A 24,021-nucleotide genomic window follows, 5' to 3' on the forward strand; every position below is an offset into this window, starting at 1 on the left:
TAAGTATTCAAAAATACCGAATTCTTATACGCGTTGCAATATGGTAAAATGCCAATAGCTGAAGGGAGGAACCTTTGATGGCCCGTATTTTTATGGTTTGAAGACAACCCCGCGATGATCAAGACTGTCCAAGAAGAACTTAGGAAGTGGCAGTACGACGTCCAAACCGTCACCGACTGGGGAAACGTCGCTGGCGAGGTCACGGCAGCCCACCCGGCCCTGGTTCTTTTTGATATCACCCTGCCCACCTTCGACGGCTTTTACTGGATGCAGGAGGTCCGTAAACATACCCGGATTCCCATTATCGTTATTTCCGCTGCGGACATTGACAGTAATGTCATGCACGCCATTGCCGCGGGCGCAGACGACTACATTATGAAGCCCTTCTCAATGACCGTCCTGCTTGCCAAGATCCAGGCCCTGTTGCGGCGGACTCAGCAGAGCAGTGACCAAATGGTCTGGGCAAATAACCACTTCAACGCCCTTACCAACCAGCTTAACAACGACCAGGGGCAGGCCCAGTTAACCCCCACGGAAGGTGCCCTTCTCCAGGTACTCATCCACCACCGCAAACAGACCGTTACCAAGGACCAGCTTCTGGAATGGCTTTGGCAAGGCGGTAAGTACCTTAACGATAATACGTTAAACGTCAATATCAGCCGCCTACGGAGTAAATTGGCGCCCCTCGGCCTCGACCAGGCCCTCCGGACAGAGCGAGGAGTTGGCTATCGGCTGGTGATCAGTAATGAATAAAAAAAGCTTTGCCCGCCTGTGGCTCCACTCCCAACTCCCCCTCTTGTGGGCGTACCTATTGTTAACTGCTCTCTTGGCCCTCCTGTGTTACCTGTACCAACTGCCTACCATTATCATTGGCGACTTCATCCGGTTTAGCCTTCCGGTCCTGATCATCTGGTTGATTATCGCCGTGATACGGGCCCATCACCGGCAGCAACGCGTCGGCAGACAGGAACTAGTCTCACCAGCTAATCCGCTAGAACAAGCCCTCGTGCGTGCCCTAACTAATGAACAGGAACACCACCGTAAGCTCGTTCAACACCTCCGGCACAAGCAACAGGAACAATTGGACCAACTGGACCTCTTCTCCCATGAGATTAAGAATTCCCTGGCTCTGTTGCAGGCGGCAGCCGAAAGTCAGCCAGCCGTTTCAAGTACCCAGGTCAAGACGAATGTCCACCAGGCTGATTATTACCTTAACCTCCTCAGCGGTGAGCGGCTGGCAATGGATAAGTCGGACCTCGACCTTAAATGGTTAAATCTTAGTAAGACGGTCAACGAAGTGATTCGGCAAAACGGGCAGCTGTTTATCGCCAAGCAGCTCATTCCTAAGATCAGTATCTCCCCAGTCCAAGTCATGACCGACCAGAAGTGGCTCCACTTTTGTATCAATCAGCTACTGACCAACGCCATTAAGTATGCAACCCCGGCAACCACCATCAAAATCACCTGGCAAGACGGCACCCTCGTAATCACGAACACTGGCCCCGCCATCCCCAGTGCAGACCTACCACGGATCTTTGACAACGGCTTTACTGGTCATAACGGCCACCATATGGCCAGATCCACCGGGATGGGGCTCTACTTTGTTAAACAGGTGACGGAACGATTAAACCTCCAGGTACGGGTATTTTCACCGGGACCCTATCAGACTGTCGCCCAGCTTACCTTTCCCCATAAACTAGTCCATTAGAATCAATTCTTACAAAACTGTAAGGTTCTGCACACTCCTGTAAGTAGGAAGCTGGGCAGGACCTTTTTATAATTAAAGTATCAAGAATTCAAATACAGGAAAGGGATGTTTAACATGGTCCTCTTAAAACTTGACCACGTCCAAAAAATTTTTGAAGCTAATTCCAGTCACCCGGTAGCGGCCTTAAAAGACGTCAGCTTTACCGTTCAAGATGGAGAATTCGTTGCCATCATGGGCGAATCTGGCGCCGGAAAAAGTACCCTACTGAACATTATTGCCACTCTAGATAAGGCTACCAACGGAAGTGCGGCACTTAACGGCCAGGATCTTAGTGCCCTGAGTAAGGACGAAGCCGCCCGCTATCGGCGCCAGCACCTCGGTTTCGTCTTCCAGCACTTTAACCTGTTGGACAGCCTGAGCAATCGCGATAACGTCTACCTCCCCCTGGTTTTAGCTAAGGTGGCGCCGGATGAAATGGACCGGCGGATCAAGCCACTGGTTAGTCGCCTGCGGATTGAGAAAATCATTGACCGCTACCCCAGCGAAGTCTCTGGGGGCCAACAGCAACGGATTGCTATCGCCCGGGCATTGATCACCCCTCCTCGCTGATGAACCAACTGGGGCCTTGGATTCAAACACCAGCCAGGAAATTTTGGACCTTTTTGATGACGTTAACGCCAACGGCCAAACCATTATCATGGTTACCCATAGTGACGCTGCAGCTAGTCACGCCAAGCGGACCCTCTTCATTAAGGATGGCCGCATTTTCCACGAACTCTTTCGTGGCGACCTGTCGATGAAAGACTACCAAGCACAAATCAGTAACACAATGATGACCCTCACGAATGGTGGTGAGTGATAATGCTGTTTATTCGTTTAATTAACTCTAGTTTTAAACGCAACCTGCGGACATACGGTCCCTACCTGTTGGCAACCTGCATGCTAGTCGCCATTAACTATATTTTCGCCGCAATCGCTGCTAACCATAGTTTAAAAGAGCTCAGCACGGGAAATGTAACCACCGCCATGATGAAGCCCGGGGCTGTCTTTATCCTGATGGTAACGGCTGCTTTTCTCCTTTACGTCAACCACTTTTTGTGGCAGCAACGGAGCCACGAGATTGGTCTGTACAGTATGCTGGGGATGACCAGCAAGAACCTCGGCCTGCTTACTATTTTGGAAAAGGCCTACTTACTGGCGTTCAGCCTCGTCTTTGGCTTGATTGGTGGAGTTATCTTTGAAAAGCTAGCCTTCCTCAGCCTGGGACGACTCTTGCAAGTTCATCACCTCCGGCAGTCATGGATCAGTAGCGGGGCCCTTGGGCAAACCATCATGATCTTTGCGGCTTTCTTTATCGTTTTAATGCTTGTTGACCTCCTGAAGATTCGTCGTCTCAAGCCAACAGACCTGTGGAGCAGCGCAACTACTGTCCATAAGCACCACGGACCGTTGTTCACGATTGCGGGGCTTATCGGTCTAGTTACTCTGGCTGGGGCCTACTACATCACCCTCACTACCAAACCGAAGATCACTGCCATCAACCACTTCTTTCTTGCGGTAGTCCTGGTCGTTATTGGGACCTACCTCATTTTTATTGCGGGAAGCGTAATCCTTTTGAATTGGCTGAAGAAACGGCGCAATTTCTACTACCAGCCCCGCCACTTTATCGCCATCTCGGGGATGCGGCAACGGATGGAACAAAACGGGGCGGATCTTGCCACCATCTGCCTGCTGTGTAGTTCTGTCTTAGTCATCCTCTTTACTGCTGTGACGCTTTATAGTGGTATCAGCAGTACCGCCCGCTCGTACACCTCCAAAGACATTACCATCGTCAATAACCAGCCACTTACGAAGCAGCAAGGACAAGTCCTTAAAGATACGGCCCGCCAGCACCACGCGACTGTAACGGACCTCACCCACTACGAAGCAACGGCCACCCAGGTAGGTTACTGGCGTGGGCACTCCTTCATTAACCAGGGGCCCATCGATAACATGACAACGGCCACGTCAAACTCCATGATCTTCGTCACCGCCAAAACCTACCAGCGGCTCACTCACCGCCATACGATTCTCAAGGGCAACCAGGCCCTGATGTATGCACCAGGTAAATAGCACACTGGAAAATTGGGGGTCAGTGGAAAAGGGTACCGGGTAACGGCATTGAAGAAGCTCAATTTCGCCTTTAATCCTGACCACGCCATTTTCTCGCCAATTTTCATGGTCATGAATAAGCTCCCTAGGGGGATGCCGGCAATGACCGTTACCACCCTGAACTACCACTTGAAGGGCAACGCCAAGAAACGGATTGCCTTTGAAACCGACCTCCAGCAAAAGCTCCACTTATCGAGCCTCCAGTTTTCGGGATACGCCACCATCTTCTCACTCCTCAACGGCCTTTATGGCGGTCTTGTCTTTATCGGAATCCTAATCAGTATCGCCCTGGGGATCACCACCACAATTGTTATCTACTTAAAGCAGATTTCCGAAGGGTACGCAGACAAGCAGCGCTTTACTACGATGCAGGAAGTCGGTTTGAGTGAACACGAAACCACCAAGAGCATTCACAGTCAGGTCCTGATGGTATTCATGTTGCCAATCATCGGGGCCATTATCAACCTTGGCTTCGCCTTTCCCGCCATCAAGCAGATTATGACCCAATTAAACTTCTACAACCTCACATTAATGGTCGCCATCGCGGTAATCATTACGGTTGCCCTCTTACTCCTCTACTTAGTAATATACGGATTAACTACCCGTACGTATCATCAAATTATTGATAAGTAACACAAAAGGCCCAATATGCTGATCCGCGATCCGTATGGATCAGCGGATGGGCGTTTGGTTCCACTTTGAAGGCCCGTTCAAATACTTCAATTGCCGACACCGCGGTTTCTGTAGGTGAGATATTGTAGCTTAAAGCGTAACGTCCATACAGGTCTAAAACGACATGCACACGAGCTTTCTTTACCTGGTTTATCCCGTATAAGACCTCTGTAGTATCGGTTACCCAAACTTCGTTTTTACTCTGACGATCAAATTGTCCATTGAGTAGATTATCATTGATGTATTCTTCATGACGTTTAACACGATTGTGTTTCTTCTTTCGGACATTTGCTTTGATTCCATGGTTTCTCATACAATTGGTTACTCGTTTTAGCCCTGCCTTGAAACTTAGCTTATTTTCATAGTCTAGCTGTGTTGTCATCGCTAAGTAGCCCAGTGTCCACTTATGCTTTTCCTCTAGTTCTAGAATCGCCTCCAGTAGCTCTGATTGTTCAATTTTATAGTTACTTGGCTTTCTATGAAGCCACTTGTAATAAGCATCTCTAGTTATGCCAGCGATCTGACACAAGACACTAATTGGCCAGCCATGTTCTTGATTCAGTTCTTTGATGGCTTGTTGTTTGAGGAACCGTTCACCTCCCGATTGCGTATTTCCATTACTTTTTTTGCGTAGGCATCTTCCATTTCTTTACGAAGAAGTTGGGCCTTTAATAAGCGATTTTCAGCTTTTAGTCGATCAACTTCTGTCCAGGCTTCCTTCGGCTTGGCTTTACCCCGCCGATCACGAAGTGATTGCGGGTCATTACCACTTTTACGATATTTTTGATACCAACCATAGACTTGTTGGTAACTAACATGGTACTTATCTACTGCCCAGTTGTAGTTAATATCATGCTTAATCAGTTCCTCAATTATCGATAATCGTTCTTCAAAAGTAGTTTTCCGTCCTGGCATAATTGAATCTCGCTTTCTTGGCGTATAAGCCGTTAGTTTTGATTCATTATACTGGATAATCCAATTTGATAGTTGTGTTTCTGACTTTAATCCATTTTTAATTGCGAATACTTTAAGGGAATCTGTTGATTCCTGGTATCGTCGGACTAAATCCAGTTTGAAGTCCTTTGAGTAGCTACAATTGTGATGACTGGATTGTAATCCGTCAATTCCTTGGTACTTATAAAGCAGTCGCCAACGCGAAATAGTACCTTTACCAATTGAGTGTTTCCTAGTAACTTCTTTCGCACTAGAATGACTTAATTCGTTTAATATCGCCAGTTTCTCTTCTGCACTAAATTTCGCTTTCCTAGTCATAGAAAAAGCCCTCCAAGTATAAGATGAATTTTCTATTTCATCTGTATACTTAGAGGGCATTATAGCCAAATTCCCAGTCCTTTTGTGTTACTTATTTCAAGTTAATTATTCTTCTGGTTCATATACCAGGTGGTCGTTAATAAAGGACTTGAAGCCCTGTTCAGCTAACTCGCGGCCATAGCCGGAGTGCTTGACACCACCAAATGGCAGTTCTGGAAGTGATGCCCAACCAGCGTTGATCCAGGTCATTCCCGTGTCGATTTGGGCAGCAACCTTCCGTGCTTCGGAAACATTCTTACCAAAGACCGTGTTTCCTAAGCCGTAGCTTGAGTCATTAGCAAGGTCGATTGCCTCAGTGACGTCATGGTACTTGTAGACAGACATTACTGGGCCAAACATCTCCTGGTCAAAGATTGGGTTGTCATGACGAATGTCAGTCAAAATCGTTGGCATGAAGAATTGGCCATCAAGCTCATCAACGGGTTGGTTCCCGTAAACAACCTTGGCCCCGTTCTCGACAGCTAAGGCAACCTGCCTTTCAAGCTTTTTCTTTGCTTTCTTAGAATTCATTGGGGCCAGGGTCGTACTTGGGTCCATTGGGTCCCCCATCTTAACGTTACTGAAGATTTCCTTAGCGCGCTTCAGAAATTCATCGTAAAGGTTATCCGGGACGATAAAGCGCTTGGAAGAGGTACATACCTGGCCAGCGTTGTAGAGACGGGCAGCAGGAATAATTGCCGCCAACTTATCAATGTCCGCATCCGGAAGGACGATAAAGGCATCGTTACCCCCCAGTTCCATCGTACTCTTCTTGAGGTTCTTAGCGGCTTCCGTTGCGACCGCCTGGCCACCACGTTCAGAACCCGTCAGGCAGACACCTTGAACCCGCTTATCAGCAATGATTGCCCCGACCTGGTCGTAATCAACAAAGAGGTTGGTCAAGCTACCGACCGGCGCACCGGCTTCCTTAACAAGGTCCGCAAATGCTTGGGCTGATGTTGGACAGTTGGAGGCATCCTTTAAGATCATCGGGTTCCCGGCTAAAAAGTTCGGGATAAAGACCCGGGCGATTTGGTAAAACGGGAAGTTCCACGGCTCAACCGCCATCAAAACGCCGGTTGCCTGGTGCAGGACATAGGCATTACCCGAGTCGGTATAGATTGGCGTCGGCGCCAGAAACTGGTCCGCCTTTTGGACATAGTAGTCACAGAAGGATGCACACAGCTCAACTTCACCTTCCGCTTCACCGATCAGCTTCCCCATATCACGGGTAATTAGTTCACCCATCGCGTGTTTCTTGTCGCGAAGGAGTTCACCCAAACGGGTAATGATCTGCTTCCGTTTAGCTAGTTCGCTACCATCACGCCACTTGAGGTAGAGGGCATGAGCTGCGGCTAACGTTTTTTCAACTTCTTCATTCGTTGCTTGCGGATATTCATGTTCAACTTCATTGGTATAAGGGTTAACTGTTCGATAAGCCATTTTATATATCCACCTTTCTTTGCTTTCTGTACTTTGCATCCCCACGCTTCACATTATAAACGTTTTCTAGAATTTCACAATCATTTTACTCGATAGTTCATAAACACACACGCTGTAGCTGATTAACAGAACTGTGATCTTTATGAAAAGATATTTTAGTTATTCATTAGATTCACAAGCTCACCTAAAATTAGAAAACAAAAAGGAAGTGCGGGGCGCTAACTCCTCACTTCCTTCTTAATTTATAGTACTGGTGATAGCAAACGGGAGAAGTACTGCTTAAACTTCCGCCAGTTTGACTGCTTTGCAAAGTACTCAGGTGTCAGTAGGGTACTATCTTTCATGTCTTCCTCAAAGATTTTCTTCAGCTGGGCCGTTAATTCCTCATTGTAAGCAAAGGCGTTAACTTCCCAGTTCAGCCGGTAGCTCCGGTAGTCCTGGTTTGCCGAGCCGACTGAGGAAAGGTTGTCACCGCTGACCATGGTTTTGGCATGGATAAAGCCGTTATTGTACTTATAAACCTTGACACCGTTGTTAACCAGGTACTTAGCATAGTACTCCGTTGCCCGGTAAACAAACGGGTGGTCCGGCATGCACGGAATCATGATTCGAACATCAATTCCACTCCGGGCCGCAATCACCAGTGATTCTAGGATTGGTTCACCCGGAATCAGGTACGGGGTTTGGATGTAGACATACTTACGGGCCGATGAAATGATTGACTCGTAGCCCCGCCGAATTGCGTAATCATCATTGTCCGGCCCTGATGAAACAATCTGCATCACGACGTCTTTCTCCGGATCATTAGGCCGCTCAATGTTCAAGTTCTCAACTACTTTTTCAATTTCTACCCGGTGTTTATTGGTCTTTCGGCAAGTCATGTTCCAGTCCAAGGCAAACCGGCCAGTCAAAGTTAGGGCCGCTTGCCCAACGACCCGCAGGTGGGTATCACGCCAGTAGCCAAACTTGGCCATTTTACCGACGTACTGGTCACCAATGTTAAAGCCCCCAATGTAGCCAATTTTGCCATCAACCACCACAATTTTACGGTGAAGGTGGTAATTCAACCGCGGCGTGGTGATCCGCTTATTGGGCTTGGAGTTGAAGGGTTGGGCCTCGCCACCTAACTCTTCCAGGTGGGCAAAGAATCTGTAAGTTGTTCCCCGGGACCCGCTTAAGTCATAGAGGACCTTGACCTGGGCCCCCCGCTTGGCTGCCCGTTCCAGCGCTGCCAGAATTTTTTTGCCAAGGTCGTCGGCGTAAAAGGTATAGAACTCGACGTAAATATGGTCCTGGGCCTGGTCAAAGTCGTCAATCATCTTGGTAAACAATTTCTTACCATCAATGAAAACCTTGACCCGGTTGTTGAAGGTCACAATTGCGTTATCCAGGCTGGTCGATAGGCTGACGAGCTGACGAGCCCGGGCCAAGCGACCGCTTTGCAACAGGAGCTTATGTTTCTCCAGCAGTGCTTCCTGACGGGCAACGACCTTTTCACGAAAATGCTGCTGTTCGTCGCGGATGCTAAAGATATCGTCCTCCGACAGCTTTCGGCCGACAAAGAGGTAGACGATAAAGCCAATCACCGGAAATACTGACAGGACCAGCAGCCAAGCCCAAGTTGATGCAATATCACGCCGGGTCCGAAAAACGGTCCAGATAGCAAAACCAATGTTGATCAACCACAATACTTCAATAATGCGGCGGATAATATCCCATGTCCAAACAATATTCAATCTTATTCCCACCCTATTAGTAAATTCACTTAATTATAACATTTATTATCTCAAGCGCAGCCCACCGGTGTATTTCCCTATTAACTAAAAAATAATTTCCTGGACTGTAACACAATCCAGGAAATTATTTTATTCCCTTACCATGGAAATGATGTTAAAAATGTTATCAGGCCAAAGATGATTGCTGGGAAGTTAGCCCAGAAAACGGCCCAGTCACGTTGTCGCTTGAAATAGGCGTAGATGCACCACAATACACCGTTCAGTGCCGCAACAAGGGGCTGGAGTGGTGCCCCGTAGTTACCATGCAAGTTATTAATAATCTGTGGAATATAGGAAACGTACATGCAGATTGCAATTACCGTCGCAATCTTACTTAAAATACTAATAAACTTTGTCTCTCTCATGCCTTCCTTAAATCACGCTGTAAGTTATTCAGTAGCCGCTTTCAAGGCCAGGGCAAAGTCACCGATGGTAGCAGAGCCATTGTGTTTAGCCAATGGCATACTAATGTATTCGTCAACGTCGCCAACGTCAACGTAGTTATTAAGCAACTTCTTGAATTCGCGACGAACCTTCTTTAAGAACTCCTCGCTGACAACCCCACCACCAAAGATGAGTTGACCAGGACGGAACATCAACGTGGCATCAACTGCTGCTTGGGCAACGTAGTAAGCCATGATGTCCCAAACGTGGTCAGTCAACGGAACGTCTTGCCCCTTCTTGCCTGTCCGGGCTTCGAAGGTTGGGCCACTGACCAATCCTTCAAGGCAGTCACCGTGGAAAGGACAAATTCCTTTGAAGTCGAGGTCGTCGGGGTGCCGCTTCAGGCGAATGTGCCCCATCTCAGGGTGACCGAGTTCACCGACGAACTTACCATCAATGACGGCACCGGCGCCCACACCAGTTCCAATGGTGTAGTAAACTAGGGAGTTGATTCGCTTGTTGAAGAGAGTCGACAGAACGTATTCACCATAGGCCGACCCGTTAACATCGGTTGTCCAAGCGATTGGGATATTAAAGTGCTTCTTGAACGGACCGACAAAGTCCGTGTCTGCCCAGCCCTTCTTTGGGGTGTTGGTGATGTAGCCGTACTTCGGTGAGCTCTTCCGGATCTCAATTGGCCCAAATGACGCAATCCCAATTGCAGAAAGCTTATCCTTATACTTATCAAAGAATTCAATACACTTCTGCAGGGTTTCTTTTGGGGTCGTAGTTGGAATGTGGACTGAGTCTTGAATTTGGTAGTTGATGTTACCAACGGCACAGACGAACTTGGTCCCCCCGGCTTCGATACTTCCTAATAACATGCTAAGTTCCTCCTTGGTTTATTCGTTCTTTTCCATTTCTGCCCGCAATTTCTTGCCAACTTCTTCGTAACCTGGCTTACCCAGCAGACCAAACATGTTGGTCTTGTAGGCTTCCACGCCGGGTTGGTTGAATGGGTTGATCCCGTTCAGGTAACCGGAGATGCCCATGGCCACTTCAAAGAAGTAGATCAAATAACCGAGGGTGTATTCATTTTCTTTGGGAATGTGGACCGTCATTACCGGAACACCCCCAGCAGTGTGGGCAGCGACCACGGCTTCATAGGCCTTGGTGTTGGCAAAGTCCATGGTCTTACCTTCCAGGTACTTCAGACCGTCCAGGTTGTCGTCTTCACGAGGAATCTCAACGTCAAAGTTCGGCTTGTCCAGCTTAACAACGGTTTCTATCAAGAAACGCCGCCCTTCCTGGATGTATTGGCCCAGGGAGTGGAGGTCGGTGGTGAAGTTAGCACTGGATGGATAAATTCCCTTCTGGTCCTTACCTTCAGACTCCCCGGCCAGCTGCTTCCACCATTCGGCAAACATCCGCATGTTCGGCTCGTAGTTTTCCAGCAGTTCCGTTTCGTAACCCTTGCGGTACAAGATGTTCCGGTAGGCCGCGTATTGGTAAGCTTCGTTCTTACTCAAGTCCGGGTCCACGTAGTCTTTTTCGGCTTGAGCGGCCCCTTCCATCAGCTTGTCAATATCGGCACCGGATGCAGCGATTGGCAGAAGACCCACTGGGCAAAGGACGGAATAGCGACCACCGACCCCGTCTGGAATGACGAATGATTCGTAGCCGTTGGCGTCCGCCTCGGTCTTCAAAGCCCCCTTAGCCTTATCAGTCGTGGCGTAGATCCGCTTGTTGGCTTCTTTTTGGCCGTACTTTTCAATCAGCTTCTTCTTGAAGATCCGGAAGGCAATCGATGGTTCCGTCGTCGTCCCGGACTTGGAAACGACGTTGACGGAGAAGTCCTTGTCGCCAATCAGCTGGAGAAGGTCATGAACGTAAGTTGAGCTTAAGGAGTTACCACCAAAGATTACTAGTGGGTACTTGCGGTTCTTGGCGCTTTGGGCCTGGTAGAAGGTGTTGTGCAAGAAGTCGATAGCCATTTGGGCACCGAGGTAGGAACCCCCAATCCCGATAACAACCAGGATGTCGGAGTCGGATTGAATCTTCTTGGCTGCGGCCTTGATCCGGGCGAACTCGTCCTTGTCGTATTCGCTTGGCAAATGGAGCCAGTCACGGAAGTCTGCCCCGGCGCCGGTCCCGTTACGGAGCTCGTCGTTAGCGGCGTTAACCATTGCCTGCATTTCACCTAATTCGTTGTCGTGAACAAATTGTTTTAAGCCTTGTGTATCAAATGAAAGATGTGCCATGTTTGCTCTCTTCTTTCCTTTACTTAAAAATCTAATTCCAGAATTGAATACTTTTGTTAACGTTTTCTATGTTAGCGCTTACTATTTTATATATCAACCGGTTGATATCATCTTTTTCTCGCGATATGATATGTCAAAAGCGGTTAGAATAGAAACAAAATATTCGAAATCATTCAGTAAATTTTTACTTGAGAGGACTTTTTTATTATGAATAGCCAAAAACCAACTGTTAAGCAGCGGGTACGGAAGTTCACCGGGAACTTCGCTACCATTGCCTGCTTAGTAATGTACTTTTCTTACATTGAACAAATTATCGCCAACTTTACCGGTCACCCGGTATCTCCTGTGCAACCATTCTTTGCCTCCATTAACGCCCTGCTTTGGGTTATCTATGGTTGGGTAAAGCCGGACAAGAAGGATTGGCCGGTAATCATCGCTAACTTCCCCGGAATTATCTTCGTTTTAGTTACTGCTGTTACCTCATTTGTTCACTAATGTGAATACGCGTGGTGCTAGTGAAACTTTTCTAGACAATACTCCATATTAGATGCTAAAATTGCCACTTCTAACCGTTCTTGAAAGCCTGCTAAACTTCGCGCACGATTATTTTCGGCATTATAGTATTTTAATAACGAAAAGTCGGTCTCAATCGTTCGGCGAATTGCTTTTAGGATTCGTGAATTATGCTTCTTAGCGCCAGCCATGTTTTGACGAAATGGAGTCCAAAGCTCATAGCCATCACTAACTAGGTCGGTATGAAGCTGACGGCTAACATAGCCAACATCTGCTAATAAAAAGTGCTCAAGTGGCATAGTGTTTAAGATTAATTCTTCGGCGACCTTACTATCATGGACAGAAGCTTTAGTAACGATGTAGTTGAGCAAGTAACCATCACTACTAACAATCATGTGGACTTTAAACCCATAGTAATACTGTTTTTTCGTAGCGTTATAGCCAATATCAGTACTTCCCCGAAAAATCTTGGCTCGATAATTGCGAACTGGATGACAAACTGGTACTGGAAAGCTATCAATAATTAGGAATTGTCCATGTAAATCAACATCTTGGTTTAGCTTTCGCCTAATTAAACTGAGTAACGGTAGTAATTGGCGAGTGCGACGGTTGAAACGTGACCGAGAAATGGAGCTCACCAAGATCATACAAAAGCGTCGTTGCGATTCGATTCCTAACTGAGTTTGGCAAATCAGAAGGGCTATTAGGGTACTATCATCAACTTTAACTTGGTTGATGTTCGGTCGTTGAACGAGCTTTTTAGGTGCATAAAGCTTATACCAGCGATGGCAGGTACGGTTTAATTGAGCAAAATTAACTTGTAAATGATGGCAATAGTGGTTAGACTTAAGAAGGTTCAACATGATTAAGGCTCTTTTCTATTTAAGTTTTGTATCACTTAATAGTCTAACCATGTTGGGCTTTTTTTGTAAAATCAAACATACTAATGAGTACTAGCACCACGCGTATGTGAATATATTAATGGGGCTGTGACATAAGTCCCAAATAATTAATGGAGTTAGATGAAATCTTCGGATTTCATTTAACTCCATTTTCCTTTAAAATATTAGTAAAAGAAAAGACATCGACTTGACCGTCGATGCCTCCAAAATACCCTCGAAAGGATACAAAAACATTGGAACCTGATTATAACATGAATCAACTTAGTTTGAACATACCTACTGCTTATGAACCTGAGTTAAATCATCCAGCACGTTATATTAATCGGCTGGTTGAAAGCTTAGCGCTGCGGCGACCCAATATTATGGGTCGACCAAGAGAGTATGATCCACGAATGCTGTTAAAGTTAGTTTTACTGGCTTACAGCTATGGTATCATTTCCTCTAGGAAAATTGAACGCTTTGCTCGTGAAAACATTGTTGCGATGTGGTTGACTCAAGAACAGCGCCCAACCTACCGCACCATTGCTCGCTTCATTGTCTCCCAAGAATTGGAAGATATGATTCAGAGTAGTTTCAAGGAATTTCATGACTATTTAAAGGCTCAGGGAATGATCGATGAGGCTTCATTCATTGATGGCACTAAGATTTTAGCTAACGCAAATAAGTATTCCTTTGTTTGGAAGAAACACACCATTAAGTATCGCAAATTAAACGTTGAAAAGGCTCAAAAACTAATTCGTGAAATTAAGCAAGCAGAAGTTAAGATTGATGTTGATGAAGATAGCTTTGACATTGATCAACTTGATACGATTATTGCCTTACTTGAACAACGGATTGAAGAGTTAAACCAACGGGTGGCCGAAACCGCAAAGGTTTCGCCCAATCCGGCCAAGCAGGAACGACGTCATGCCAAAAAGTATCTCCATGCTTTAGACCATTGTCGTCAAAAGCATCTTGAATACCAAGCCCAATCGCAGATCGCTGGCCAACGTAATAGCTATTCCAAAACCGATCATGACGCTACTTTTATGCGTTTAAAGGAAGATCCGATGCGTAATGGTCAAACAAAGCCAGCGTATAATCTTCAAATTATGACTAGCTCACAGTACGTGCTGGGTTATGAACTCATGCAGAACCCAACCGATACTAGAACATTAATCCCATTCTTATCTCATCTCGCCCAGAACGAAGTTTTGGGGCGAGAAATTGTTGCCGATGCTGGTTACGGATCAGAACGCAATTATAAGTATATCGAAGATGAGCTATCTGATTGTACAGCTTTAATTCCTTACAGCACCATGATTAAAGAGAATAGCCGTAAGTGGCGTTCTGATGATCGAAAAGTAATGAACTGGGAATATCATGAGGCTGATGACTTTTATGTAAACCCACAGGGCGTCCGATTCAACTTTAAACGATACGCATACCGAAATGATAAATACAAATTCCGTCGTGATTTCAAAGTATATCAAGCAGAGAAGTATGATGAGAATCATCAAATTATTTCCCAGGCATTAACACCACACGGGAACACTAAGTACCTTATGGTGAACCCACAGTGGGAATATTTTAAGTCGAAAGCTCGCGAGTCGCTTTCAAATTCCAACACTTACTCCCGTCGTAAGTACGATGTAGAGACTGTTTTTGGTAACTTGAAGGCTTATTTGGGTTTTAAAAGGTTCACAGTACGTGGTCTTAAGAAAGCCAAAAGACAAATTGGGATTGCTTTAATGGCATTAAACATGAAGAAAATGGCCGGAAGGCCGCTCATTTTCTCAAAATATTCAGATAATCAAAAAGCTCCATTCAGAATTTTTGTTAAATTCCGAATGGAGCTTCTGATTCAGAGGCTTTTGTCACAACCCCATTTTTTATTATTTCAGTGCTGCCCGATAGGCCCGGGCCGTGGTGGGGTCAAAACAGACCATCGTCACCTCATTGACTTGCTGGGCAGTTTGTAAAAATTCCCGGATTGTCTGGATGGCAATTTTAGCCGCCCGGGCAAGGGGGAAGGAGTAGGCACCCGTACTGATTGACGGGAAAGCCACGGTGCGGCAGCCAGTTTGGTCGGCTAGCTCCAGGCTATTGCGGTAGGAGTTCGCCAGCAGCTGGTCTTCACCATGCTGGCCACCATGCCAAACCGGTCCTGGTGTGTGAATGATATACTTAGCCGGCAAGTTGAAGCCACTGGTGATGCGGGCCTCGCCGGTTGGGCAGCCACCGAACTTTTCGCAGGCAGCATAGAGAGCTGGACCAGCCGCCCGATGAATGGCACCATCAACACCGCCGCCGCCCATTAACGTGGTGTTGGCGGCGTTGACGATGGCGTCCGCCTTAACCTTCGTAATGTCACCTTCGACAACCTTAATCTTTACCATTAATGATCCCTTCGTTTCCTAAATTGCTGGTACAACCAGATTGTTTCGACAATTGAGAGGGCTGATAGTCCAATGACAAAGCCATGACCAAGCCCCACCCCAAATTGATAAGCACTCTTGGGAAGGGCCACCGTGTCCAGCTTAGTCAAAAGAGCCAGCACAACGATAAAAGTCATTACTGCCCCTATCTTGATGGAGCGACTTAATTTCTTCCACTCAACCTTACTCAACAAGAAATAGATATTAACTGACATCAAGCCAACTAAAGCGCCAGCAAGCATCCGCCACCCTGGTTGCAGCTGGTTAAGCCAGTCAGTGCCGACTAACGAGCGGCAGAGAAAGTAGAACAACATTAATTATATACGAAATAGTAAATGTGCGGTCATACTTAGCATTGGTAACGTGCTCCTGCTTGTAACTATCAATCATTTCGTGATCCTCCCGTAATAAGTCATCCAAACTAACGTGATAGAGGTCACTGAGCTGGACCAGCATGAAAATATCGGGATAGGAGCGCCCGTTTTCCCAACTTGAAATGGTCTTACGGGAAACACCAAGTTTTTCCGCCACTACCTGTTGGGTCCAATCGTTCTGTTGGCGATAATGTTTAATCTTCACGGCAAATTCCATCTCGTACCTCCTCAAGTCAAATTGATTTCCCGGGAAATAATTCTTGCCTATTACAATACCGGGAACGAGCGGAATTGTCACGCTATCCTTTTTAGACGAATCGAGTAGGAGGTAATTGATTAGTTCAATTACCGACCTCTCACACCACCGTACGTACGGTTCCGTATACGGCGGTTCGACAATTTAATCACTTTTGAATTAACTGGAGCGTCTTGGACATATTTATTAGTCCAAGGTGCTCCAGTTTTCTATTTGTTAGAGAATAATTTAGTGTCTTACTGTGTGCAGTTCGCCAGTAACCCTTTCGGGTACTAGCGAAGACGAACGCATCATGATAAGACAAACCTAACTTCTGTAGGTGTACAACTTTAGTTTTGAATTTCTTCCATTGCTTCCAGATATATTGTCTTATTCGTGCTCTTAACCATTGATCAAGGCGGTGAATAAAATTGGCTAACTTCCCAATTGAGTAATACTGAAGCCAGCCACGCATCTTTTGGTGGATTTCTTCAAACATCTTGGTAAGAGAAACACCCCGATTACGCTTAGTTAGAAGCCTCAATGCTTGTTTTACTCGTTGTTGTGATTGTTTGGCTGGTCGGGCATAGGCACCATTACGGTCTACACCGAGTGAGAAGCCAAGAAACTTCAACCTCAAGGGACTACCAATTTTGGTTTTATCTGGATTAACTTTAACTTTCAATCGCTTTTCAAGAAACTGAGTAATACTACGCATTACTCGTTCTCCGGCCCGCTGACTTTTAACATAGATGTTACAATCGTCCGCGTAGCGCACAAAGTGGTGACCACGTCTGGTCAGCTCTTTATCCAACTCATTTAAATAGATATTCGCTAGCAGTGGCGATAGTGGTCCTCCTTGCGGAGTTCCTTTGTCGCTCCTAACGAACAGCCCGTGGTCCAAGATTCCGCTAGTCAAAAACTTACGGATAAGTCTTAGTGTCCATGGGTCATCAATATATTGTTGGAGGTATTTAATCATCAAATCATGGTTGACATTATCAAAATAGGCCTTAAGGTCTAAATCAACTACCCGTCGATAACCTTGATTATATAGCTTAACTACCTTTGCGATTGCGTCTTGGGCTCCACGATGAGGGCGGAAACCAAAACTATTGTCAGAGAAAACTCGCTCAAAGATGGGCGTGAGTACCTGGGCAACTGCTTGTTGGACCAGGCGGTCCACTACCGTTGGTATCCCTAGTTTTCTCACTCCACCGTTGGGCTTGGGAATTTCCACTCGTTTAACCGGTGCTGGCTTATAATTGCCCTCACGTAGGTTGGTGATTAATTCCGTTTTATTTTCCCTGAGGTAGGGCAGAAGGTCATTGACAGTCATATCGTCAATACCCGCCGCTCCTTTATTTCTCTTAACTCGCAAATAAGCCTGATTAAGGTTATTGCGATCCAAGACTAAGTCTTGGATAGTGACACTCATACCTTTACCTTCACCATAATCGGTACTACGCGCCCTTGTGTACTTTCGGTTTTCCAAACCTATCCTCGACAAGCGGTCAGCTTGTGTTTCTGTTTTCTGCGATTGTCGCACCTGATTACACCTCCGATATAATTTATGAGTTATTGTCGTTCAGTCCTTCGTCTGACTAATCAGACTACTATGACCTCGGCTGACTTCTGACTTACTCAACACCACATCACTGTCGTGCTTGTTTCTGTGGAATTTCATTTATTCCTCTTGTCGGAAACGTGTAAGCCAGACCTCCCCGGGTAAGAATATTAACTTTCGTACCATGTCACCGTTAGCTTTACTGAAAGCAACTTCGAGTAGTATTGGACTTTAGTTTGTATGGCAACCTTATCCAGTTACTCTCAGCCTTATAGCTACTTCTTGTTCATCGGTGCAGTACTTTGCCTTAGACTTCCTTCAGATTCCACCTCACAGTGGACACCCTTGTCGTCAGCTCATGGTTCCGACTACTACGGCCCATAGTGGACTTTCACCGCCTAGTTAATACCCATGCCGGGCGCACCATAAAAACACCGGATGCTCGTAACCTGAGCCCCGGTGTTTCTTAGTATTACCAAATGTTGACTCGGTCTTCCGGTGCCTTATACATCTTGTCACCTGGTTGAATATCAAAGGCAGTGTAGAAGTCAGCCTGGTTTTGGGCTTGAACATTAGCCCGCAATTTTTGCGGGGCGTGGACATCAATTGAGAGGAGCAGCTGTTCATACTGCTGAGTGGCCTTCATCCGCCAAATCGTAGCCCAATTAATGAAAAATTCCTTGGCGTTAAAGTCATCTTCCTGCTTAGCAGCTTCGAGTGCACAGGAGAGGCCACCACCATCAGCAATGTTTTCCGAAACGGTTAATTTCCCGTTGACCTGCTGGCCGGCAATCGGCAGGCCATCAAACTCGTCGATCATCTTCTGGGCCAGCTTCTTGAAGTGGGCCGAATCCTCTGGGGTCCACCAGTTATTAAGGTTTCCATATTCATCGAAAAGGGCCCCATTATTGTCAAAGGCGTGAGAAATTTCGTGAGCAATAACGGCCCCGATACCGCCGTAATTTTGACTGCTCGTCTGCTTGAGTGAGTAGAACGGTGCTTGCAGGATGGCAGCTGGGAAGACAATGATGTTTTTAAACGGGTGGTAGTAGGCATTAACCGTAGCGGCACTCATTTCCCACCGCATCCGGTCAACTGGTTTGTTCCAGCGGGCAAACATTTCCTTACTAGCAACCACGGCCAATTGGTTGAGGTTGGCAATCAAGGATTCCTGTTCATCAACCTTCAGCTTATCATACAGGGCCGGAATCTTGTCTGGGTAGCCAACCTGGATTCCCAACTTATCGAGTTTCAAGATGGCCTTTTCCCGGGTCGCCTTACTTAACCAGGTATTATTTGCCAGCCGGCCCTTGTAAACATTGACCATCTGTTCAACCATATGGTGGACGTCAGCTTTTGCCTGCGGACCAAAGTACTTCTTCCCGTAGTAGTCTCCAGCAACCTGGCTAAAGGTGTCTCGAGCGAGGTAGTAGGCAAACTTTTCCTGACTAACCGGTTTCTTACTACCGGAAAGAGCGCGGCTATAACGACCGTTAATTTCCCGCATCTCATCATCCAGGTAACTGGCGTTGGCCCGAACAACGTTGATCAGTGCCCAGCTCTTGAAGAGGTCAAAGTGGCCCTTCAAGATTCCGTCGAGGGCCTTGAAATAAGCCGGTTCCATAACAATTACCTTGTCAGGAGTAGCCTTAACTAGCTGCTTGATTACGGCTCCAATGTTAAGCTGGTCCGTTGACCCTGCCAATTCGACAACACTCTGGGGGTTGTACATCTTGCTGTAATCAGCGGCCTCTTCGGCACTCTTGACGTGTGGTGCCAGTAAAGTATCAAATGCCTTAGCGTTCTCAATGTGCTGGTCGGCAGTCTTGTCGTCATAACCGATCTTTGTCAACAGTTCTTTGACCATCCCCGACCAGAGCTGCAAGAGCTGGTCGTGCTGCTCCTTCTTTTCCTTCGCGTAGTAGCTCTTATCCGGCAGAATTAGTGAAGGTGCGCCGGCAAACAGGGCGTATACCGTGGCGTTCTTCATGTCCGCGTCGATGTCAAAGGCAACTGGTGATGGCATCCCCATCAAGATCCAGTTCCGCCACTGGGCCTGGTAATCATCATAGGAATTCAGACCTTCAACACTGTAAAGCATCAGTTTTAACGGTTTGGGGCCCACTTTTTTCCGTAGTTTAAATTTCTTAGCTACCCGGTAAAGCTTGATCATCTCGTTGAACCGGGTGTCATTTGACTTCTCCTTACCGTCAGCGTAGGCCGCAAAGTCCGCCATCATCTGCTTATCAATGCCGTCCACTAAGTCGTTAAACCCACCAGTTGCTGGTTTATCGTCAGGGATCTTGGCATCCTTGATCCAATCACCGTTAACGGCCTCGTACAGGTCATCCTTGATTAGTTCCTTATTAATTGCCACCTTGGCTTCTCCTCCTTCAAAGGGATTTACGCTTCTTATTATACTATTTTTGTAACCGCGGCCAAATCCTAATGCTCAATCCGTAAAGGGGGCCAGTAGGGCCTGCCGACTGCCCGCCGAAAACCACTGGGGATGGCGGACGAGTAAGTGATTAGCAGACTGGTAGTCACCCAGGTCGACTTTGCCGGGAACCAGTCCCGACTGTTGAAGTTGACGAGCAAAGATGACGTCCCGCGCTTCAAACACGTCCCGGTAAATTGGTTGGTCATCTGGATTCCAATCCTCGTTAAGGAGGCCTACTGCCCGCTGGTAGTCCTGGTCATGGGTAAGTACAGCCACCATTAACGCTGGTTTTAAGAATTGTTTTGCCATTATCTTCCTCCTGTCCTTAGTTCGAAAACCCGGTTTGCCGGGGCAGCAACCGACAATTGGTCACGCTTTGTGGTTAAAAGCCAGTCAACGTTACGGTAGTGGTGATCACGTAGGTTTTGTTCACCCCAACCGTCGGTAATGACCACCACCACTGCCCGCTTGGAAACGTGCTGGGCCCGCAAAAAGTCAAAAATACTTTGGAAGCTGGTGCCCCCACCACCGTCTCGTTCCCGTTTCAAGTGGGTACCCGTCCGTAAGCGCTGGCCGTCAGGGTGGACCTTGGCGTCAAAGGTATAGACTGTTGCCGTTAGCCGGTAGTGACGGGCCATTTGGTCAACCGCATCCAGGGCGCTGGCTAATTCTTTGGTGGGAACGGATCCTGAGTTATCAATGAAGATGTAGATATCCGGTACTAAGCGGCTCACCTGCCCCGGCAAGTCCATCCGGAGGGGCTGGCGACGATTAAAGCGGGCTGACGATTCCCGTTTGCCCGCCGCAATGTTGCCCAGTTGCTGGCGAAGAATCGTCTGCCAAAGGGCCGTTGCGGTTTTTACTGGCGAAGCTTCCACAGCCTGGTGAACACTCCCCGGGAGTAAGCCCCGGTCACGTTGGGGCGTCTGGGCCCACGCCTGCTTAACCAGCTGGCGGAGATTGGCCAGGCGCACGCTTTGCCGGGTGCCAGTAACGTTATCGGTCCGTCCCCATCCCGCATGGGTATCCGGACCCGACTGCTTTTTACCGGGCGCGGATTGTTTTCCCGTTTGGTCACCAGTTAATTTAATGCCGGCCGCCCGCAAACGTTCCTGCTCCTGAGGTGTTAATTTCTGCAAAATCACTAGGTAATCATGCGAATCCTGCTTAGGCGGGAGGCGCCGATGCAAGACCCGTTCTAGCTGGGCAAGGGTGGCCGTGTTTTGTGGAGCCGTTGGCAGGTACTGGTTGACAGCGACATCAGTGGCAACCTTGGCCAAATCTGGGTGCGGATAATTAGCGTAACGGGCCGGATGTCGCCAAACCACGTGGAGGGCTTCATGCTCCAATAGTAGTTCTGCATCATCATCCCGCATTTCGGCAAGGCGGTTGGGGTTAAGGTGCAGGATGAGTTGGTCGCCATCCCAGGCCAATCCGGCAGTCCCCTCTTCAGTTGACGATAGTTTGCGGGGGATTTGGAGAAGAACCTCACCCAAGAAGCGGTTATGGTGGAGGGCCTGTGCTACCAGGTGATTTAACCGGTCTGCTTGGCCAGAGTTTTTCTTTGGTGTGTACTTCTCAAATATTTCATGCCACCAGGCCATTAGTGCCGGTCCTCCCGGGTTGCAATTTGGCCGAGCCGCTGGTAGAGGGCGGCAACCTGGCCGGTCAGTTGTTGCTTGGCAACCTGGTACATTTTTTCCAGGAGGCGGTCACCCTTTTCCCCCACGGAATGGGTAATGGCGACCTGACCATCGGGGCTAACCTTCGCTAGTAAGTTGTTAAATTGTGCCGCCCCCGTTTCGGTGGCCAACGACAATGCATCTTTTTTCAACCAGTCACGAAGGAGGTTGAACTTGGTGGCCTCATCAGCTTGGGCAAACTTTGCCGCCCCCGCTGATGAAGCCCGCAGTTTTTCAAGGGTGAGTTCGTTCCCCTGGGCCAGGACAAACTCAGCAAAAGAGGTGCCAACTTCCTCCCCAAGGTCTCCGCTAAAAAGGTCGGTTGCCAGTTCCTGCCGGCTGCTGGAGGGGAGTCTTTGTAGCTGGTCAAGGTTTCTTGCCACCCGTTCCCAGGCCCGCGGTGTTGGTTGGAGGTCCTCACTTTCCGGGTTAATAATACTGAGTCGGGTGGGGTGGACACGGAGGTAGTTTATTACTAGCTGGTTAAGTCCACGCTGCTGGGCCCATTGCATCCATTCGTCAGTCGACGTTGTCATGACCAGGCGGACAGTCCGGTCCCTGATTGCGGCATCCCCTACGGCAACATCGTATTCCCGGTTACTAAAGCCCGCCATGCTACTGTCCGGATTTTCGGCAATCACGATGTGGACCTGGTCCGGCAAACGGAGGGCGTTGATCTGCCGCTGAAGAACCAGGTTCATAAGCTCACTCTGGACGGCCTGACTCCCCCGGTTAAATTCATCGAGGAACCAGATGATTGGCTGGTCAGGCTTTGCTTCAGCTTGCTTAATGATTTGAACTAAGGTCGCTGAATAACCAAATTGAACGTTGGCGAGCCGTCCATAATTGGCGGTTTCCACAAATGAGTCGCTAGTGAGCGGTGGTACTGGAATTGCGAGGTCCCCCTTCTCACTCAGGCTAACCACCGTTGTAAAGAGAGCAGCGCCTACCTTTCGAGCAACCTCATTTACGAGAGCGGACTTGCCAATTCCCGCGTCCCCGACAATGTTAGGAACGTTTCCCGCCCGCATTACCAGCGGGACGGCCGTCAGCAATTGTTGGTATGTTAGTGCCATCTAATCCCTCCAACCATGCTTTTCAAGGTCCATTTCACGTTTCCGCAGACCCGAGACGTATGGATTACCCGCAGCATAAAAGCGCCAAGGCTTTTTGCCATCTTTTCCCGCCAAGTTAACCCCAACTCTGGGGCCAGCAGTTATTTCCCGGGGAATTTTAAATTGGTTAAGGTCCACAGATAGCCGGTTACCTTCCATCGGCTGCCCATCAAGTTGCCGTGAGTGGATTCCCAGGGCATGCACCAACTTGGCGGGACCATTACTAATGTTGAAGCCGGTCAATTTTCGGTGTTTTGCCATCAACTCCTGGCCTTGGGCGGGTTCCATTCCCCGCAATAAAACCCCTTGAGGTTCTTCTGCATCTTGAACCACGATGTCGAAACAGTAGTGGGCACGAATCTGGTAGAGGTAAATATTACCTGGCTGCCCATAAAGTGACTCCGAATAGGATGTTCGCCGACCATTAAAGGCGTGGGAGACGGAGTCGTTTTCGCCCAGGTAAGCTTCACACTCCACAATGTAGCCGGCCGTCACCCCATCTGGTCCCTGGTAACGTACCAGTTTCCCCAGGAGGTCACGGGCAATTGCAGTTGTCGGTCGACCAGTAAAAAATTTTTGATATGCAGACAGCAAAATTGAATTCCTCCTCATTTGGACTATCCTAAAGGTACCACATAATTAAAGGAGTTTAGCAAATTATGATCAAAGTCGAACGAATCTATCATAAGCCAGCAGACATGGACGGTTGCCGGATTCTGGTTGACCGGCTCTGGCCCCGTGGCATGTCAAAGGTAAATGCCCACCTGGATTATTGGCTTAAGGAAGTAGGTCCCAGTAATGACCTCCGGAAGTGGTTTGGCCACGACCCCGCCAAGTATGATGAATTCAAGGACCGCTACCTTGCTGAGTTAAAGGGCAACGTGGCCTACGATATTCTAAAAGAAGTCATCACCACTAACGCCGATAAGGATATCATCCTCTTATTCGGTGCCAAGGACGAAACCCACAACCAGGCAGTTATTCTAAAGGAGCAGTTAGAAAAGGATCTTCAGTAGCTACTAACTATGAAACATCACCCGGGAAATATTATTAACAAACAATGGCTCTGAG

20 protein-coding genes and 5 pseudogenes are annotated in these 24,021 nt (G+C 47.7%); 7 read left to right on the forward strand and 18 right to left on the reverse strand.

What is annotated here, in order from left to right; translation table 11 throughout:
- The first annotated feature begins 77 nt into the window (after positions 1-77).
- The 4 genes and pseudogenes from KZE55_RS09285 (at position 78) to KZE55_RS09300 (ending at position 4,492) form a co-directional block, all read left to right on the forward strand.
- Positions 78-753, forward strand: a pseudogene (locus KZE55_RS09285) (response regulator transcription factor).
- Positions 746-1,708 carry a sensor histidine kinase gene (locus KZE55_RS09290; protein WP_222258245.1) on the forward strand — a complete coding sequence of 321 codons (963 nt, stop codon included), beginning with the start codon at positions 746-748 and terminating at the stop codon, positions 1,706-1,708. The pseudogene KZE55_RS09285 and the gene KZE55_RS09290 overlap by 8 nt, the downstream one beginning before the upstream one ends.
- Before the next feature lie 114 nt (positions 1,709-1,822).
- Positions 1,823-2,567: pseudogene (locus KZE55_RS09295) on the forward strand (ABC transporter ATP-binding protein).
- Between the two features lie 2 nt (positions 2,568-2,569).
- Positions 2,570-4,492: pseudogene (locus tag KZE55_RS09300) on the forward strand (ABC transporter permease).
- On the opposite strand, the gene KZE55_RS10505 reads toward KZE55_RS09300, so the two are convergent.
- The 8 genes and pseudogenes from KZE55_RS10505 to KZE55_RS09335 all read right to left on the reverse strand — a co-directional run bounded on the left by KZE55_RS10505 (position 4,479) and on the right by KZE55_RS09335 (position 11,705).
- A complete protein-coding gene (locus KZE55_RS10505) occupies positions 4,479-4,844 on the reverse strand; it encodes a DDE-type integrase/transposase/recombinase (RefSeq protein WP_396442475.1) in 366 nt (121 codons plus the stop codon). The pseudogene KZE55_RS09300 and the gene KZE55_RS10505 overlap by 14 nt on opposite strands.
- An 18-nt stretch (positions 4,845-4,862) precedes the next feature.
- Positions 4,863-5,060, reverse strand: a pseudogene (locus tag KZE55_RS10510) (IS3 family transposase); the annotation flags it as partial.
- 29 nt (positions 5,061-5,089) lie between these two features.
- Positions 5,090-5,803, reverse strand: coding sequence for a helix-turn-helix domain-containing protein (locus tag KZE55_RS09310; RefSeq protein WP_222258246.1), 714 nt, complete (start codon positions 5,801-5,803; stop codon positions 5,090-5,092).
- Positions 5,804-5,908: 105 nt separating this feature from the next.
- Complete coding sequence (locus tag KZE55_RS09315; protein ID WP_222258247.1) at positions 5,909-7,285, reverse strand: NAD-dependent succinate-semialdehyde dehydrogenase; 1,377 nt, start codon at positions 7,283-7,285, stop codon at positions 5,909-5,911.
- Between the two features lie 242 nt (positions 7,286-7,527).
- Complete coding sequence (cls, locus tag KZE55_RS09320; protein ID WP_222258248.1) at positions 7,528-9,021, reverse strand: cardiolipin synthase; 1,494 nt, start codon at positions 9,019-9,021, stop codon at positions 7,528-7,530.
- Between the two features lie 137 nt (positions 9,022-9,158).
- Positions 9,159-9,425: a hypothetical protein gene (locus tag KZE55_RS09325; RefSeq protein WP_222258249.1), complete on the reverse strand. Its 267-nt coding sequence runs from the start codon at positions 9,423-9,425 to the stop codon at positions 9,159-9,161.
- Between the two features lie 24 nt (positions 9,426-9,449).
- On the reverse strand, positions 9,450-10,328 hold the full coding sequence (gene scrK, locus KZE55_RS09330) for a fructokinase ScrK (RefSeq protein WP_222258250.1): 879 nt from the start codon (positions 10,326-10,328) through the stop codon (positions 9,450-9,452).
- Positions 10,329-10,346: 18 nt separating this feature from the next.
- A complete protein-coding gene (locus KZE55_RS09335) occupies positions 10,347-11,705 on the reverse strand; it encodes a glucose-6-phosphate isomerase (RefSeq protein WP_222258251.1) in 1,359 nt (452 codons plus the stop codon).
- Between the two features lie 207 nt (positions 11,706-11,912).
- Here KZE55_RS09335 and KZE55_RS09340 point away from each other — a divergent pair, with 207 nt between their 5' ends.
- On the forward strand, positions 11,913-12,200 hold the full coding sequence (locus KZE55_RS09340; protein WP_047767784.1) for a SemiSWEET family transporter: 288 nt from the start codon (positions 11,913-11,915) through the stop codon (positions 12,198-12,200).
- Positions 12,201-12,217: 17 nt separating this feature from the next.
- On the opposite strand, the gene KZE55_RS09345 is transcribed toward KZE55_RS09340, so the two are convergent.
- Positions 12,218-13,078: an IS982 family transposase gene (locus tag KZE55_RS09345; protein ID WP_222259876.1), complete on the reverse strand. Its 861-nt coding sequence runs from the start codon at positions 13,076-13,078 to the stop codon at positions 12,218-12,220.
- Positions 13,079-13,353: 275 nt separating this feature from the next.
- Here KZE55_RS09345 and KZE55_RS09350 point away from each other — a divergent pair, with 275 nt between their 5' ends.
- Positions 13,354-15,081: an IS1182 family transposase gene (locus KZE55_RS09350; protein ID WP_261313247.1), complete on the forward strand. Its 1,728-nt coding sequence runs from the start codon at positions 13,354-13,356 to the stop codon at positions 15,079-15,081.
- Here the strand turns inward: KZE55_RS09350 and KZE55_RS09355 are convergent.
- From KZE55_RS09355 to KZE55_RS09395, 9 genes and pseudogenes are all read right to left on the reverse strand, one after another.
- Entirely contained in the window at positions 14,995-15,498 is a 504-nt protein-coding gene (locus KZE55_RS09355; protein ID WP_222258252.1) for an O-acetyl-ADP-ribose deacetylase, read from the reverse strand. The genes KZE55_RS09350 and KZE55_RS09355 overlap by 87 nt on opposite strands.
- Positions 15,498-15,851: a hypothetical protein gene (locus KZE55_RS09360; protein WP_222258253.1), complete on the reverse strand. Its 354-nt coding sequence runs from the start codon at positions 15,849-15,851 to the stop codon at positions 15,498-15,500. The genes KZE55_RS09355 and KZE55_RS09360 overlap by 1 nt, the downstream gene beginning before the upstream one ends.
- A 39-nt stretch (positions 15,852-15,890) precedes the next feature.
- Positions 15,891-16,128: pseudogene (locus tag KZE55_RS09365) on the reverse strand (helix-turn-helix domain-containing protein); the annotation flags it as partial.
- Positions 16,129-16,315: 187 nt separating this feature from the next.
- Positions 16,316-17,695, reverse strand: a complete 1,380-nt coding sequence (gene ltrA / locus KZE55_RS09370) for a group II intron reverse transcriptase/maturase (protein ID WP_181578162.1) — start codon at positions 17,693-17,695, stop codon at positions 16,316-16,318.
- A 490-nt stretch (positions 17,696-18,185) separates the two neighbouring features.
- Complete coding sequence (locus KZE55_RS09375) at positions 18,186-20,090, reverse strand: M13 family metallopeptidase (RefSeq protein ID WP_222258255.1); 1,905 nt, start codon at positions 20,088-20,090, stop codon at positions 18,186-18,188.
- Between the two features lie 75 nt (positions 20,091-20,165).
- Positions 20,166-20,462: a hypothetical protein gene (locus tag KZE55_RS09380; protein ID WP_222258256.1), complete on the reverse strand. Its 297-nt coding sequence runs from the start codon at positions 20,460-20,462 to the stop codon at positions 20,166-20,168.
- On the reverse strand, positions 20,462-21,757 hold the full coding sequence (locus KZE55_RS09385; protein WP_222258257.1) for a vWA domain-containing protein: 1,296 nt from the start codon (positions 21,755-21,757) through the stop codon (positions 20,462-20,464). Before KZE55_RS09385 ends, KZE55_RS09380 begins: the two co-directional genes overlap by 1 nt.
- Positions 21,757-22,911, reverse strand: coding sequence for an AAA family ATPase (locus tag KZE55_RS09390; protein ID WP_222258258.1), 1,155 nt, complete (start codon positions 22,909-22,911; stop codon positions 21,757-21,759). Before KZE55_RS09390 ends, KZE55_RS09385 begins: the two co-directional genes overlap by 1 nt.
- Entirely contained in the window at positions 22,912-23,544 is a 633-nt protein-coding gene (locus tag KZE55_RS09395; RefSeq protein WP_222258259.1) for a DNA-3-methyladenine glycosylase, read from the reverse strand.
- Positions 23,545-23,609: 65 nt separating this feature from the next.
- Here KZE55_RS09395 and KZE55_RS09400 point away from each other — a divergent pair, with 65 nt between their 5' ends.
- Positions 23,610-23,966 carry a DUF488 domain-containing protein gene (locus tag KZE55_RS09400; RefSeq protein ID WP_222258260.1) on the forward strand — a complete coding sequence of 119 codons (357 nt, stop codon included), beginning with the start codon at positions 23,610-23,612 and terminating at the stop codon, positions 23,964-23,966.
- Positions 23,967-24,021 lie beyond the last annotated feature (55 nt).

The sequence above is a fragment of the Limosilactobacillus panis genome, assembly GCF_019797825.1.
Lineage (GTDB): Bacteria > Bacillota > Bacilli > Lactobacillales > Lactobacillaceae > Limosilactobacillus > Limosilactobacillus panis_A.

Coding starts and splice junctions, on each gene's coding strand:
- KZE55_RS09290 (WP_222258245.1), top strand. CDS start 746: ATGAATAAAAAAAGCTTTGCCCGCCTGTGGCTCCACTCCCAACTCCCC.
- KZE55_RS10505 (WP_396442475.1), bottom strand. CDS start 4,844: ATGAGAAACCATGGAATCAAAGCAAATGTCCGAAAGAAGAAACACAAT.
- KZE55_RS09310 (WP_222258246.1), bottom strand. CDS start 5,803: ATGACTAGGAAAGCGAAATTTAGTGCAGAAGAGAAACTGGCGATATTA.
- KZE55_RS09315 (WP_222258247.1), bottom strand. CDS start 7,285: ATGGCTTATCGAACAGTTAACCCTTATACCAATGAAGTTGAACATGAA.
- KZE55_RS09325 (WP_222258249.1), bottom strand. CDS start 9,425: ATGAGAGAGACAAAGTTTATTAGTATTTTAAGTAAGATTGCGACGGTA.
- scrK (WP_222258250.1), bottom strand. CDS start 10,328: ATGTTATTAGGAAGTATCGAAGCCGGGGGGACCAAGTTCGTCTGTGCC.
- KZE55_RS09335 (WP_222258251.1), bottom strand. CDS start 11,705: ATGGCACATCTTTCATTTGATACACAAGGCTTAAAACAATTTGTTCAC.
- KZE55_RS09340 (WP_047767784.1), top strand. CDS start 11,913: ATGAATAGCCAAAAACCAACTGTTAAGCAGCGGGTACGGAAGTTCACC.
- KZE55_RS09355 (WP_222258252.1), bottom strand. CDS start 15,498: ATGGTAAAGATTAAGGTTGTCGAAGGTGACATTACGAAGGTTAAGGCG.
- KZE55_RS09360 (WP_222258253.1), bottom strand. CDS start 15,851: ATGTTGTTCTACTTTCTCTGCCGCTCGTTAGTCGGCACTGACTGGCTT.
- KZE55_RS09380 (WP_222258256.1), bottom strand. CDS start 20,462: ATGGCAAAACAATTCTTAAAACCAGCGTTAATGGTGGCTGTACTTACC.
- KZE55_RS09385 (WP_222258257.1), bottom strand. CDS start 21,757: ATGGCCTGGTGGCATGAAATATTTGAGAAGTACACACCAAAGAAAAAC.
- KZE55_RS09390 (WP_222258258.1), bottom strand. CDS start 22,911: ATGGCACTAACATACCAACAATTGCTGACGGCCGTCCCGCTGGTAATG.
- KZE55_RS09400 (WP_222258260.1), top strand. CDS start 23,610: ATGATCAAAGTCGAACGAATCTATCATAAGCCAGCAGACATGGACGGT.